The 14,559-nt window shown below is 33.2% G+C and carries 15 protein-coding genes; 10 read left to right on the top strand and 5 right to left on the bottom strand.

Annotated elements, in window-relative coordinates:
* Positions 1 to 25: 25 nt before the first annotated feature.
* The 9 genes from CHB80_RS11335 (at position 26) to CHB80_RS11295 (ending at position 6,430) form a co-directional block, all read left to right on the top strand.
* Positions 26 to 1,150, top strand: a complete 1,125-nt coding sequence (locus CHB80_RS11335; protein ID WP_089371583.1) for a tetratricopeptide repeat protein — start codon at positions 26 to 28, stop codon at positions 1,148 to 1,150.
* Positions 1,151 to 1,184: 34 nt separating this feature from the next.
* A complete protein-coding gene (locus CHB80_RS11330) occupies positions 1,185 to 1,688 on the top strand; it encodes a cupin domain-containing protein (RefSeq protein WP_089371582.1) in 504 nt (167 codons plus the stop codon).
* Positions 1,689 to 1,696: 8 nt separating this feature from the next.
* Positions 1,697 to 2,110, top strand: a complete 414-nt coding sequence (locus CHB80_RS11325) for a hypothetical protein (protein ID WP_089371581.1) — start codon at positions 1,697 to 1,699, stop codon at positions 2,108 to 2,110.
* On the top strand, positions 2,107 to 2,580 hold the full coding sequence (locus CHB80_RS11320; RefSeq protein WP_089371580.1) for a thioredoxin family protein: 474 nt from the start codon (positions 2,107 to 2,109) through the stop codon (positions 2,578 to 2,580). Before CHB80_RS11325 ends, CHB80_RS11320 begins: the two co-directional genes overlap by 4 nt.
* Positions 2,581 to 2,603: 23 nt before the next feature.
* A complete protein-coding gene (locus tag CHB80_RS11315) occupies positions 2,604 to 2,957 on the top strand; it encodes a VOC family protein (protein WP_089371579.1) in 354 nt (117 codons plus the stop codon).
* Between the two features lie 134 nt (positions 2,958 to 3,091).
* Positions 3,092 to 3,424 (top strand): hypothetical protein, encoded by a 333-nt coding sequence (locus tag CHB80_RS11310; RefSeq protein WP_089371578.1) that lies wholly within the window; start codon positions 3,092 to 3,094, stop codon positions 3,422 to 3,424.
* A gap of 219 nt (positions 3,425 to 3,643) precedes the next feature.
* Positions 3,644 to 4,576 (top strand): helix-turn-helix domain-containing protein, encoded by a 933-nt coding sequence (locus CHB80_RS11305; RefSeq protein ID WP_143337111.1) that lies wholly within the window; start codon positions 3,644 to 3,646, stop codon positions 4,574 to 4,576.
* Between the two features lie 104 nt (positions 4,577 to 4,680).
* Positions 4,681 to 5,727: a S41 family peptidase gene (locus CHB80_RS11300; RefSeq protein ID WP_089371576.1), complete on the top strand. Its 1,047-nt coding sequence runs from the start codon at positions 4,681 to 4,683 to the stop codon at positions 5,725 to 5,727.
* A 109-nt stretch (positions 5,728 to 5,836) separates the two neighbouring features.
* Positions 5,837 to 6,430, top strand: coding sequence for a hypothetical protein (locus tag CHB80_RS11295; protein ID WP_089371575.1), 594 nt, complete (start codon positions 5,837 to 5,839; stop codon positions 6,428 to 6,430).
* 71 nt (positions 6,431 to 6,501) lie between these two features.
* Here CHB80_RS11295 and CHB80_RS11290 read toward each other — a convergent pair whose 3' ends face one another.
* The 3 genes from CHB80_RS11290 to CHB80_RS11280 all read right to left on the bottom strand — a co-directional run bounded on the left by CHB80_RS11290 (position 6,502) and on the right by CHB80_RS11280 (position 9,569).
* A complete protein-coding gene (locus CHB80_RS11290) occupies positions 6,502 to 7,029 on the bottom strand; it encodes a YfiT family bacillithiol transferase (protein ID WP_089371574.1) in 528 nt (175 codons plus the stop codon).
* A gap of 171 nt (positions 7,030 to 7,200) precedes the next feature.
* Positions 7,201 to 8,133, bottom strand: coding sequence for a peptidylprolyl isomerase (locus CHB80_RS11285; protein ID WP_089371573.1), 933 nt, complete (start codon positions 8,131 to 8,133; stop codon positions 7,201 to 7,203).
* A gap of 56 nt (positions 8,134 to 8,189) precedes the next feature.
* The gene (locus CHB80_RS11280; RefSeq protein WP_089371572.1) at positions 8,190 to 9,569 is read right to left on the bottom strand and encodes an alanine/glycine:cation symporter family protein; all 1,380 of its coding nucleotides are present in this window, start codon (positions 9,567 to 9,569) and stop codon (positions 8,190 to 8,192) included.
* A gap of 264 nt (positions 9,570 to 9,833) precedes the next feature.
* Here CHB80_RS11280 and CHB80_RS11275 point away from each other — a divergent pair, with 264 nt between their 5' ends.
* Positions 9,834 to 11,114 carry an acyloxyacyl hydrolase gene (locus CHB80_RS11275; protein WP_089371571.1) on the top strand — a complete coding sequence of 427 codons (1,281 nt, stop codon included), beginning with the start codon at positions 9,834 to 9,836 and terminating at the stop codon, positions 11,112 to 11,114.
* Here CHB80_RS11275 and CHB80_RS11270 read toward each other — a convergent pair.
* Both CHB80_RS11270 and CHB80_RS11265 read right to left on the bottom strand, forming a co-directional pair.
* On the bottom strand, positions 11,111 to 13,630 hold the full coding sequence (locus CHB80_RS11270) for a TonB-dependent receptor (protein ID WP_089371570.1): 2,520 nt from the start codon (positions 13,628 to 13,630) through the stop codon (positions 11,111 to 11,113). The two genes, CHB80_RS11275 and CHB80_RS11270, sit on opposite strands and share 4 nt — an antisense overlap.
* Positions 13,614 to 14,534 carry a FecR family protein gene (locus CHB80_RS11265; RefSeq protein WP_089371569.1) on the bottom strand — a complete coding sequence of 307 codons (921 nt, stop codon included), beginning with the start codon at positions 14,532 to 14,534 and terminating at the stop codon, positions 13,614 to 13,616. Before CHB80_RS11265 ends, CHB80_RS11270 begins: the two co-directional genes overlap by 17 nt.
* Between the last annotated feature and the right edge of the window lie 25 nt (positions 14,535 to 14,559).

Genomic DNA, 14,559 nt, shown 5'->3' with positions numbered 1-14,559 from the left:
TCTTATTTATTAAACATCAAAAAGTATGGGAATATTTGACTTTATGAAATCAAAGAAAAAAGGAATTAAAAGTGAGACTTTTAATTCACTTCAATACCAAACTGAAATTACAGCACTAGCACAAACTGTATATTTTGAAAACAACCATGATTACATTATTGTCAAAAAACAATTAGCAAAAGAGGGACTTACTGAGCATCAATGCAATCAAGTAATAGAAAATTTAAAAAGAATTGTTTCTAATATGGTGGATGATTTTCAGGGGAAATTAGATTCTGGAGAAATTTCAGAAATAAAGATTCAACCTAATCCTGATCATAAAAAAGGGAGTGTAACTAAAGATCAAGTTGATAAATATATTGGATTTGGTGCCTACCAAATGGAAAGAGATAACTTAGAAAATGCACTTGAACTTTTTGACAAAGCGATAGAACTTGATGAAACAGCCACATTAGCTTATGCAAATAAAGGCACATTATACTCCATACGTGGTGAGTATAAAAAAGCTGTAGCATTTTATGATAAGGCATTAGAATTTGATCCTAAAAATATTCAGATTCTTGAAAATAAAATGCAAGCTTTTTATGAGATTATGGTTTCAGAAGGCGAAGACAAGTTTATAGATACTGTCAAGGCTTGTTTAAGTGTAGATGATAAAAGTCCAAATGCGCTAATGTATATCATACAATATTATATCAAACAGAATGATCTAAAAAACGCTCTTAAAGAACTTAAGAAACTCTTTTCTGAATATTATTCTGAACAAATAGCTATACAGCTACTCTTAAATATATTTAACCGTATTCCTGATAAAAAAGAAGCGCTAAGAGAATTTGATATTATAGAAAATGGGCTTTCGAAAGAAGCAAAATACCAACTTGATTATTGTAAAGCACTATATCTTAAAGGCATTGATGAACTTGAAGAAGCCATAATACTTTTTGAGCAATTAAATAACATAAACCCCTTTTCCTGGAACTATTATCAAATAGCAATTATTAAGAATTTACAAAACAAAGAAAGCGAGAGTTTTGAATATCTAGAAAAAACATTTCAATTAGAACCTGAATTAAAAGAGGATGCAAAACAATATATTGAATTAAAAAATCTATGGACACACCCAACGTTTATTAAATTAACAAGTATATAGCGCATTATTTAAAAGAAAATAAACTCATTTATAGATGAACACTAAAGAAAACCTTATAGAAGCCTTAGATCTCTTACCTCATCCAGAAGGAGGGTATTATAAAGAAGTCTACAGGAGTGAAGGAAGCATTCCTGCAACTGCACTTCCAGAAGCCTATGATGGCAACCGAAATTATGCCACGAGTATCTACTTTTTATTAACCTCCGATAGTTTTTCTGCTTTTCATAAAATTAATCAGGATGAGATTTGGCATTTTTATGATGGCGCTCCAATTAGGCTTCATGTGATTTCTAAAGATGGAAAGTATACCTATCATATAATTGGACGTGATATCGTCTTAGGGCAAGTACCACAACTGGTAGTGCAAGGAGGTGATTGGTTTGCTGCTGAAGTGGTGGGTGATGATACCTATGCCTTTGTAGGGTGTACTGTTTCTCCTGGATTCGATTTTAAAGATTTTGTAATGCCTCCTCGTAAAGAATTAATCGAATTGTTTCCAGAACATACGGCAATTATTACTAGATTAACGCATTCTTAATACATCTTATGGAACAAACCTTAAAATATATAGAACTTAAAAGTGGTTTTGGAGATAATGGTCCTGCTTGGATAGGAGTACCCGATTTTTCCAAATCTGGGCGTACTGTTTATTTTAATAACAAAGCGTTAAAAAGTTCAAGTGGTACTGGAATAGCAGGAAATTATTATGATCTTGAAACTGGTGACGAATACTGGGTTTCTGGAGTAAAAAAAGACGGAACCGATAGACATTGGGCCGGTGGAGGAAAAATAATGATTGATAGAAATGTGGTTGATCTCTATTTAGACCATGTTAATTTTAATGTTTTAGATAAAAAGCAATTTGAAATAGTTGATATACTTCCTACTGATAAACAACGATTTTCAAAAATAGAGAATCAACCATTAACAGAAACAACGTATAAAAATCAAAGCATATGAAAAAAACAATAGTTCTCCTTACTCTTATCCTAAGTACAGTAACATTCTTTTCGTTTACAACAAATACGGATACAAAAGCTCCCAAAGTAGCTATTGTCAACTATTATGAACAAGATTTAAAGCTTAAAGAATTAATCACTAGCATAGAAAAGCAAGATAAAGTAGCCATTATTTATTTTTATGCCGATTGGTGTGGTCCATGTAAACGCTTTAAAAAGAGCTTCAAAAGTAATCTTGTAAAAGAAGCTTTAGCTAATGCTGTGTTTATTAAAATAAATGTAGATGAAGATGTAGAAAAACAAAGTGTCTATGCAAATTATGGTATTAATGTCATTCCTACATTTATAAAAACCAATCCAAATGCAGAAGTCATTGCAGAAATCACAAGTGGTGAATGGGATGAGGATATTCCAAAAAATATTTCTAAAGTAATGGACTCTTTTATAAATACAGATAGGTATCATAAATAAAGAGTAGTAATTGCTAACCTCACATGAAATTAAATCTTCTTGTCATTAGAACTCAAGAACCTGAATTATTAAAAGCTCAACATGAATTATTGGGGATGAATTTTGAATATCATAAACATGAGAAAGGCCCATATCATTATGCTTGTGAAACAAATGGATTTGTTTTTGAAATATATCCTCTAACAAAATCAATGACAGTAGCAGATGCATCTCTTAGATTAGGATTTGATGTTCGCAATCTACCGCAAACTATAGAAATTCTTAAGGAAACAAATTGGAAAATACTATCTGATATACAGAAAACACCTTGGGGACAGACTGCCGTAATACAAGACTTAGATGGCAGAAAAGTAGAATTGAAGGATAAGATACTGTAAGTAAATGCTATGTTTACTTATAGACATAATAGCTAACGAATAAAGATTTTTATTTTTTCGTTAGATCATCAAATAGCTATACGAATACCTGTACCTTTACCAAAGAATACACCTGCAAAAATCACTAGCTAATTATGGATAAAAATGAGTTTTTAGAAAAGCATATTTTCACTGATCTTCAAAAGATACATCAAGAATCAGACGCTGATCCTACACCATATTTTTCGGAAGCAGACTTTGCAGTTATCCTTGAAAGAATTGAACATTTTGGAATTGGCATCTATGGTATTGAACCTTGGTTTGAGGGCAAGATGTATGGTGTAAAAACCAACGAAGCCTACAGAAAGAAAGCTACCGACCCTAAATGGTATAAAAGAGCTTTTTTTGAATTTAAAAAACAGCAAGCAAATTTACAGTATGCGGCTACCTATAGGATTTCAGATAAACTACTAGCTAAAGAAGTATAATACCTGCAACATCCGATTATTTACCTCGTCTTTGGGTAAATAAAAAGAAACATTAATTACACCGTTTTAAATATTATTGTTTTATTCGGAGCTATTCAAGGCTTTACGCTTTGCATATATATTTATAAGCAATCGTATGAAAATAAGAAAGCACGTAATAATTATTTACTATTCTTATTTTCATTGTCATTTTTTAATTTGGTATATGCGTTCTTATACATGCAGATAAGAACTATAGGTCCCATACCACTTGCTTCTTTTCCTTTTCCATATAAATACCTTATAGGAGTAGGTTTTTATTTTTATATCAAACGTCAGATTACAAATAAAAAAATAATCTCTTCTATAGAATATTGTTTATTTCTTCCGGCGATTATCTATGGACTCTTAAGACTTTACTGGTATATAAATGTGCATTCAGGAATTGATGAATATATTTTTGTGCGGGTATATCAAACTGGTTTTTTCTTATATAATGATATTGGATACCTCTTATTTAACCTATGCATGATGTTATATGCAATTCGGTTTCTTAAAAAACATCAAAGCACTATAAAAGGATCTACTACTGTTTATAAAAATTGGAAATGGTTACGCACTTTTTCATGGGTGTTTATTGTATTCATTATGTTGAATTTACTTCATCAAATCATTGCCATTAGTTTTAATCTTGAAGATAGTGGTCAATTTTATTATGCAATTTTACTTTTAAATTCTATGTATATCTATTGGATTGGATACATTGGTTTTACCAAATCAAAGCTATTATTCAAATCATATACACTAAAAGATAAAGAACAAGAAGTATTTCATAAATCACTAAAAGACAAACTTGATTTGATAATGACTACAGAAGAGGTTTTTACAAACAAACATTTAAAAGTAGTAGACCTAGCTACGCTTCTCAACATAAAAGAAAAAGAATTATCTATCTATATACAAGAAACAGCTTCTATGTCCTTTTCTGATTTTATAAATTCCTATAGAATTGATAAAGTAAAAACTCTTTTACAATCTCCTCAAGCAGAAAAATATACCCTAGTAGCCATAGGGGAAAAAGCAGGGTTTAGTTCAAAATCATCTTTTAATGCTGTATTTAAAAAAGCGACTGGTATGACACCGTCTCAATATAAAGCGTCCTATAAAAATTAAGACGTCCAATATCTTTTTTCTGGACATTCTCCATCATTTTTTTATCGCTAAACTATATCACAACGCTTAGTTTTGGTTTTATAGTTAATCAAAAAGACACAAATATGAAATCAATAAGTACAGGTATCTTACTATGCTTTTTTTTATTAATCTCAACGGCATATGCGCAAGACACATCCCTAACCGTTAAAGATAGTATCACATTCTTTTACCATGATTTATTAAACAATCTAGAATCAAAATATTTAAATCGTGAAGATGTAGATTGGAATACTGTAAGGAAATACTCCCTTGAACAAGCGCTTAAAGCAAAAGATTTTGCTACTTCTTTAGAGACAACAACTAAAGTTTTTGATACTATTAAATGCAATCATTGTAGCTTATTTTCAGATAAAGGCTTTTATAGGAGCACATTAAACAAACAATTATCTAAAGAAGATTTCAATAGCGCATTTTTAATAGAATTAGAAAAAAGACCTCCATTTAAAGTACAACTCATTAATGAAAATATTGGATATATCAATATACCAGGAATGTTAATGATTGATTTAACTCAGGATTCTCTTAATATAGAAACCCAAAAAATGTATGATGAAATAGTCACGCTACAAAAAATAAAAAAAATAAAAGGATGGGTAATAGATTTACGATTTAATGGTGGTGGGAATGTGTTTCCTATGCTAGCTGCTCTACACAGCTTATTAGGGGATAACCTGATGTATAATGCAATTGACAATGATGGTATTAACATTGGAGTTCACACATTAAAAGATGGAGGGTTTTACGAAGGTAAGGTGTTAAAAGCAAAAGTAATACCTTCCATAAAGCCAGATACTAATATACCCGTAGCATTGCTCATTGGTAAACTCACTGGAAGTTCTGGCGAAGATATTGCAGTCGCATTTAAAAATAGAGAGAATGTCACTTTTATAGGAGAAAACACCTATGGCTTTTTAACTGGAAACGACTTGTTTGAACTTCCTTATACTGTCAAAATAGCCCTCACCACATCCTATATAACCGATGCTCAGGAAAAATATAGAGAATATATCACTCCTGATATTGAAATCATAAAAGAAGCTAACTTTGAAGACCTTACAAAAGATAAAAACATTATAGAAGCCATTAAATATATAAAGAGTAAAAGCTAATCGCCTTCTATAAAAGACGTTTTATAAAATAAATGACTTTTGCAACAACGGCTAATAGATATCGTCTTTCAACATAAAGACAATATCTTATAAACTCGATCACTATAACATGAACTTTCAAACTAATCTCAAGTGTCTCTGTTATATTATATTTTTTATAGGTTTTAGTTCATATGCACAACATACAGAACGATTTATGACACTAATGTCTGGATTAGAAAAAGGAAGCTCAACTGTTGACACCACATATTACAGCAATGGACAAATAAAACACTTAGCAAAACAAACAGAATATACATTTCAAGACAAAGAATATCTTAAGGAAAACGGCATCAGTATTTTCTATCATAAAAATGGAACTATTGGTAGAATATCAGTCAAAGATGCATATGGGTATTATTTAAATGAAAAGTTCTATGATAAAACAGGAGAACTCACGGAGGAATGGATCACAACAGAAATAGATAATGATGCTAGAGATTTAGAGGAATATTTCAAAAGATATGAATTGAATCCAACTGATTTAGGGGATATTAAAAGAACCATTAATTATTATAAGCTCTCCAAAAACACCAAAGAAAGGTTTTTGTATAAACATATATATATTGAAATAAAAGGATTAGTAGTAAAAGAAACGATTACATTTTTTAATGAAAAAGGAGAAATAGTTAAAACCAAAGTAATAAAACCCAAAAGAGTTTAGAAATATCAATGATTAAAAAAGCCTATCATCAGTGATCATAGGCTTCTTAAATCATATCTAGTATTTGGTGACTACCACCCTTCTCTCTTCACAAGGTTTGCAATATGCATGTAGTGATGCATTCCATGCCACGCATATTGTCCTACATTTTGGCGTAAAGAAATCGTTTTATTTCCATCTGGATGAATAAACGTACGTTCTAACTGTTCATCACTTAAACTACGTAACAAACGTACGAGCTTATAATGTACCGCCTCTAGATGTTTTAATGACCATTCTACTGGCATTCCTTTCAAATCTGGAAGATCAGTCCATTCCTTTTCTAAATATGGCTTAATGATTGGATTATCTTCTGTAAGTGCCCATTTAAAACGAATATAACTATGGTGATGACTATCTGCTACATGGTGAACTACCTGTCGTACAGTCCATCCTTCTGGGCGGTAGGGTGTGTCTAACTGTTCATCTTTCATTTCGCTTACCATATCACGTAACTGTGCTGGTAATACTTCTAGAATGGTAATCCATTCTTTTAATTTTTCATCAGAAATGGTTTCTGGTGGCGTAAATGTGCCTATTGGGTATTTGAGTGCTTCCATACCCTAAAAATAGAAAAAGTGCCTATCGTAATAGGCACTTTTTATGAGTAGTTATTCACAGTTTATACAACCCATGAATAGGTATTCTTTATTTTCATTATACGCTTTATCGCTTTGCTCTCCCCATGGTCGTGAATCTCACGGGTTCGATTTCGCGAAAGCGCATATAACTTACTTTACAGCAACTAATTCTACATCAAAAACCAATGTAGCATCTGGAGGAATTACGCCACCAGCCCCACGGCTTCCATATCCAAGATCTGAAGGAATTACTAAACGCGCTTTATCTCCTACTTCTAGTAACATAATACCTTCATCCCATCCTGGGATTACTTGACCTATCCCTACTTGAAAATCGATAGGTTGGTTACGCTTATAAGAACTATCAAATACAGTTCCATCAGGAAGTTGTCCTTTGTAATGTACAGAAACCGTTTGTCCTGAAGTTGGTTTTGCACCATTTCCTTTTTGGATCACTTTATATCTCAGACCGCTTTCTGTTTTATCAAATCCAGCAGCAAGCTCATCTAACTGTGCCTCTTGTGCTGCTTTTGCTTCTGCAATTCTTCTTTCTCTAGCACCTTCAAAAGTTCTAAATGCTTCGATCGCATTCCATGCTTCGGCATCAGCACCTTGACGTACAATAGAAACTGTATCCATAGTGTCTCCTTGTGCAATAGCATCTACCACATCTTGACCTTCTATAACAGATCCAAAAACAGTATGTTTACCATCCAACCATGGTGTAGGTACATGCGTTATAAAAAACTGACTTCCATTGGTACCAGGTCCCGCATTGGCCATACTTAATTTACCAGGAGCATCATGAATAAGATCTGGATGAATCTCATCATCAAACTGATATCCAGGACTTCCAGTACCTGATCCTTGAGGGCATCCTCCCTGAACCATAAAATCAGGAATTACTCTGTGAAATTTTAATCCATCGTAATAAGGAGTTCCTTGTGGTTTAGCACCATTCTCCATATTTCCTTCTACCAGCGCTACAAAATTCCCTACTGTTCCAGGAGTTTTTTCATGCTCTAGTTGTACTAATATCTCGCCTTTTGGCGTACTAAATTTTGCGTATATACCGTCTTGCATTCCTTCATTTTTTTAATGAGGTGCAAAGATAACATATCCTAATGAAGGGTAAAGTATTAGCCTTTAGATTTTTTGAAACTACTGAAGTATTTTTTTGCTTCTCTCATTACTCTAGGCGCCATATATAAGGTTGCAAACATCGTAGGAATAGCCATTAATGCAAAAACGCCATCTATCAGATTAATCATCATATCTAAGGTGGTGGTCGCACCAAGCATAATACTCGCTACATAAAAAATATTATAATACTTCTTATTTTTTGCGCCTGCTAGAAAACTCAAGCTCTTCGATCCGTAATAGGAATAGGAGAATAATGACGAGATACTAAACACCGCGATACAGATTAATAATATATATTTTCCTACGCTTGGGATTGCTTTCGCGAAAGCGGTTGCCGTAAGGCTCACCCCACTTGCTCCTGTATTTTCCCAAACACCTGTGACTAAAATAGCGAGTGCCGTAAGGGTACAGACAATCAGTGTATCGATTGCAGGGCCTAACATAGCAACAAGTCCTTCACGTACTGGTTGATCTGTTTTTGCTGCACCATGTGCCATAGGTGCTGTACCAATACCTGCTTCATTAGAAAAGGCTCCACGTTTAATTCCAAGTACAATCAATGCTCCCAATATACCTCCATATAAGGGTTCTCCTTTATATAAACTCGCCGAAAATGCATCGGTAAGAATCAATTTGAAATATTCGGGCACCACCTCTATATTCACAATAAGGATATACATTACTGCTATAAAATAAAGAACTACCATAGAAGGCACCAATCGAGAGGCTGTTTTACTAATACGATTCAACCCGCCTAGTACAACAAAACCAGTAATAAGTACTAATATCCCGCCGATAACTAAGTTTGTTTTAAGCCCAACTTCTACTCCCTGAGGTTTTAGTAAGATATCATTAATCGCTTGCGTGAGTTGATTTACATTAAAAACGGGCAATGCTCCTATCAATGCCGCCACACTAAAGAAAATAGCCAGTGGTTTCCATACTTTCCCCATGCCTTCTGTGATAAAATACATAGGCCCTCCTTGAGCAACTCCATCACTATCAGTACCGCGATACATCACCGCAAGTGTTCCTGTAAAGAACTTAGTAGCCATCCCCACAACAGCACTTATCCACATCCAAAATACAGCACCAGGACCTCCTATAGCAATAGCCACAGCTACTCCTGCAATATTTCCCATACCCACAGTTGCAGACAATGCAGTGGTCAATGCCTGAAAATGACTAATCTCTCCAGGATCATCAGGATCGTCATACTTCCCACGTAATACTTGAATTGCATGTCCTAAATAACGAAAAGGTAAAAAGCGAGAATAAAACAATAAAAAAAGACCTCCGCCTATTAATAAAACGAGTAAAGGAATACCCCATACTGCTCCTGAAAAAGCTTCTATAATCGAGTCTAGTTTTTCCATAAATGATGCTCCATAATTTGCTTAAATCTACAACTTATACCATTTAGAATGCAAAATTGGATTAAAGAATTTGAATTATGGTATGTTCAGATGAAATAGAAAATCAAATCATAGCCTTCGTTACGATTTTATTTTATATTGAAATTTGAATGCAATAGAAACAAATTATTCATCTTATTTTATGTTTTAATTGGTATTACACCTCTTTTTTCGGTAGATAAATTAATTAAACTATCTTCCAACTTTGTAAATTTTAAAAACTACATGAAAAATCCTACTTGTGTTTTACGATTCAAAAGAAGTCTCACACTACTACTAATCTTGCTATTATTCAGTAATTTACATATATTAAACGCTCAAGAAGATGCGTCTAATATCACGATAGTTCCTGAACTTGTTTTTGGTACTTCTGTAGCATCTAATAAGACATTTCCAGAACGAAATCCTCAAATACAAGCAGTTTTTAATATCCTTTGGCATCATGAAAATAATGCACAAGAATGGGCACAACGCCTTAAAAGGTTGCGCACAGGAATAAGTGTAGGGTATACCAATTTTGGAAATTCTGAAAGCCTTGGAAGTGCCTATAGTTTAGTCCCTTTTGTAGAGTTTAATGTGTTTAAGAAAAAGCGTCTTACCACTCAAATAGGTATTGGTGTATCTTATTTTACCAATGAATATGATTTTGAAACCAATTTTTTTAATAGAGCAGTAAGTACAGACTTCACATGGTCTTTTAAAGCTTTTATGCATTATAACTTTCTTCAAACTGAATCTATAAATTATAGAATAGGCGCAGGTCTTTTTCATCATTCTAATGGTCATACAAGACTTCCCAATCAAGGATTTAATTCTTTCTTGTTAAGCCTTTCTGCAGAATTAAAAAGTCCTAAATTCAAGAACTACAAAGAAAATATCATAGAACAGCCTGCACCCGAAAGAAACGTTCAAAACTATATTGCTATACGCGCTGGTATTGGACAAAATGTATTTAGTGATGTTTCTATTTTAAACGATAAAAAAGAAGTGTATACTATCTCTGCAGAATATGGTAAAATCTATAACAAGACTTTAAAATTAGGAGTAGGTGCTTTTTACAGAGTATATGAACATTATTATGATTATATAAGAGGGAATGAATTCTTAGTAAGAGACGGAGAGGAATTTGCTTCTTTCAGAGACAATCCTTGGAATAACGCATCTAATTATGGCCTTTTTGCAAAAGGAGAACTCCTTTTTAATCACGTAGGTGTCGAGCTACAATTAGGGGTTAATTTTCATAAACCTGCCTATAAAATTGATTGGCGTATTAATGAAGGATGGGATCTTGCGCCTAGAGATATTCCAGGTGGATGGGTGTTTGGAGAGTTTGATTCTAAATTTAGAGCTAAAAATGCTGTGAGTACACGTGCAGGATTAAAGTATTATGTGATAGGAACTGACAAGGCTCCAAAGCATAACCTATATGCGGGTGCTTTTATTAATGCAAATTTAGGACAAGCTGATTTTACAGAGTTAGGGATAGGCTACATAAGAACCTTTTAATAATACACTCTAAAAACGGTATTAAACGTAGTTTCTAAAGCATCATTTTTAAATTCTTGAATAGTGGCTGTATTATCTACTCTAAAGAACTGTTCTATTGTATTAGAATTATTAGTCAAATTCCAAATAGAGAACCCAATATCAGCACGCCACCTTTTATTCGTTTTTAGTTGATACATTGCCGAGAAATCTGCTCTTAGATAATCATCCAGATTGCTTGTATTTACATCTTCATAATTTACCGCATCATTGACAACTTCTATTCCTTCTACAGGTAATGTAGTAGGTCTTCCAGTACGCCAATTCAGACCTAAAGCTACCTTTAGATTCTTATAATTATACGAGGTTCCAAAAGTAAGTGCATGGGTAATATCAAAATTACTTGGGAACTGTATCTCTGGCAATTCATTAAAAGTATACGTATTATCTATAAAAGAATAACTCAACCAAGAGTTGAATTTACCATATCGCTTTCTTAATAATACATCTACTCCCATAGCATTATAACTCCCAGTAGTACGTGTAAACTCATACTTTGTTTGAAATTCTTGACTTTGCGTGGTAATACCGTCTACTTTTTTATAATAGGTATCAATATCTATTAATAACCCAGAACGATTATAAGAGATTCCTAAAGAGGCTTGTTTGCTTTCTATAACAGGAATATCTTCATCATTTGCGAGTTGCCATCTTCTACGTTCTATGCCTAGAAAATCATTTTGAAAATTAATAAATTGAGACGCGTTTTGATGTTTGAATTCTCCTAGTAACTCTGCAGAAAAATAAGAGCCAAATTGATGATTTACACTAAGACGTGGTTCTATCAATACCTTTTTAAACTTATCAATATAATTAAAACGACCTCCAAGATGTGCCTGCGTATTTCCATCTTTTGCGGTATATCCTAGTTGTGAAAAAACGCCATGAGTACGTACTACATCAGAGCGTAATTCTCTAAATAAAGGCTCATCAATATCGTTAAGGTTTGTAATCTCTGTTTCTACTACATGATATCCACTCTGGATACTAAATGTAGGTGACCATGCATACATGGCTTGTAGCCTTATCCCGGTTTCTGAAACTACATTTTCTTGTAAAAACCGCTGTGATGCAAAAAGATTTGCATTAAACCCTCTTAAGGTATAATCTGTTTCATATACTTGAAGACTCGTTCTAAACGTATCATTCCAAATACGCTCATAAAAAATACCTCCTGCAATGCTATTCTGAGTAAGACTACTTTCTCTTGTTTCTAATACAGTATCTACATTTGCAGTCTCATTAAAACTCAACTCATTTTGAATATTTATAAAATTAAGTCGAAGTCTATCTTTATCTGAAATTTTATATAACCATCGTACTGACGTATCATAAAAATCAAAATTCTGATTAGTATTCAAAATGGCAATGTCATTATCTTGTACTTCTGTATCCTGCGTAATTCTATCAAAAAAAGATACATAAGTAGGTGTGGTTACAAAATCACTGAGGGATTTACGAACCCCTATTTGTACTGATGATTTTTCTGAAAAAGGAATATCTACAAAAGCATCTGCGCTTAAAAGATTAATCCCAACAGAAGCTTCAAAACGATCGGCTATTTCTGTATCTGTATGCATGTTAATCGTTCCAGAGACTCCGTCTGTATAGGCCGCATTTGTGCCATTTTTTTGAATAGATACGGTGTTTGTGATTTGAGGGTTAAAGCCCGAAATCAATCCAAAAAAATGACCAGATTGATACATCTTCACATCATCCCAAAGCAATAGGTTTTGATCATTACTTCCACCTCTTATATTAATATTTGAAATAGTTTCATCTAAACTTATGATACCTGGCAATGCTTGTACAGATTGTAATACATCGGTTTCTATTAGTCCAGGCAGAATGCTAAATCTTGAAAAATCTATTTGTGTGCTTCCGCTACTATTCTTAGTAATTCCTTTAACCACATAGCTTGTTAAAATCACTTTTGAAAGTAGCGTTTCTTCTGGGTATACATATATAATGGCGCATTTATTTTTAGTAAAGAACGCTGTACTTCTTGTTATTGTTTTATAGCCTAAATGTCTTATTTCTACTAAGGTATTTGGGGTGGTTGCTATAAACTCAAAATACCCCTCACTGTCTGTGATAAGGGTATTTTCTGTTGTTTTTAATAAGGCTCCTTCTATAGGGACTTGTGATTCGACATCTCGTAAATATCCACAAATACGGGTTTCTTCTTTCTTTTTGGTTATGTAATAAATGCGAGATCCTACTTTAGTGGCTATTAATCCTGTTTGATCTTGTATGTAACGAAGGGTTTCTTCAAGGGTACGCTTTCGCGAAAGCGGTAAAAGGGAGATTCCCTCTAAGTCTTGTACGGCATAATTAAACTGAATATCGTAAGAATGCTCTAACTCAGCAAGCATTTGAATGACAGCAATGGGTTGTGCATCTTCTTGAGTAATGCCCTCATAGATGGGTAAGAAAAAGATAAGTATAGAGAGATATCTCTTAATGTGTTGCGTCATATATAACAACCTTCTTATTGTTTTCTATCTTAAATTCTAAACGAAGAGGGGCTGTAATCTGTGTCAATGCATCTGTAAGATCTGTATGTTCAAATCCTCCAGAAAACAGTATGGTGTTATCTATTTGATCACTATCTATCGATACGTCAAATTGTCTTTCTAATTCTTTAAAAACTTCTAATACGGTTACTTTAGAGAAAACGCTTCTATTTGCAATCCATTGTGGTGCATCTATAGTAATCTTACTATGTGACTCTTTATTGTGATCTAATCGAAAGCTTGTTCCTGCTGGAAGCTGAATGGTTTTTGCTTGATATGTTACACTCACTAACCCTTCATAACAAGTGACTTCAAAAAATTGATCTCGTTGTTTTACATTAAAAGAAGTGCCTAATACAGATACAATTCCATCGTCTGTAAGGACATCAAATTTTGATCCTTTGGCAACATTAAAAAATGCCTCTCCATCTAGAGATACTTCTCTTTTTTCTTCCCAAGTTTTTTCTTTATATCGAATAGATGATTTGGCGTTAAGTACTACCTGTGATTGGTCTGGCAAATCTAAAAGTTCTTTCTGTGCAAATTCTGTAGTAATAGTAGTTGCGGCATTACTTGTAAAAACATAGTATATACCTAAAGCAATAAGCATTACTGCCGCAATACTACTAACCATTTTTGTCCAATGCAATGGTATTACCGATGAAGGTGTTTTTGTATGATTTTCTTTTTGTGATTTAAATTTTTCAAAATCATCTACAGTGTATTGATCTGAAGCTTTAAATCGCTTAGATTCTTGAATGATTTCTTGGTAGAGAGAAGCATCTTCTAGTTTATGAAATGCTTCGAGCTCTTCTGAGTTTAACTCATCATTCAACCATTTTTTAAGTAAGTGTTCTTTTTCCATAATACACTGTCTACTATTAAAACAA

The sequence above is a fragment of the Dokdonia pacifica genome (assembly GCF_900188275.1).
Classification (GTDB): domain Bacteria; phylum Bacteroidota; class Bacteroidia; order Flavobacteriales; family Flavobacteriaceae; genus Dokdonia; species Dokdonia pacifica.
Note: the sequence above shows the minus strand (reverse complement) of the source record. Positions and strands in the feature narration are given on the sequence as shown.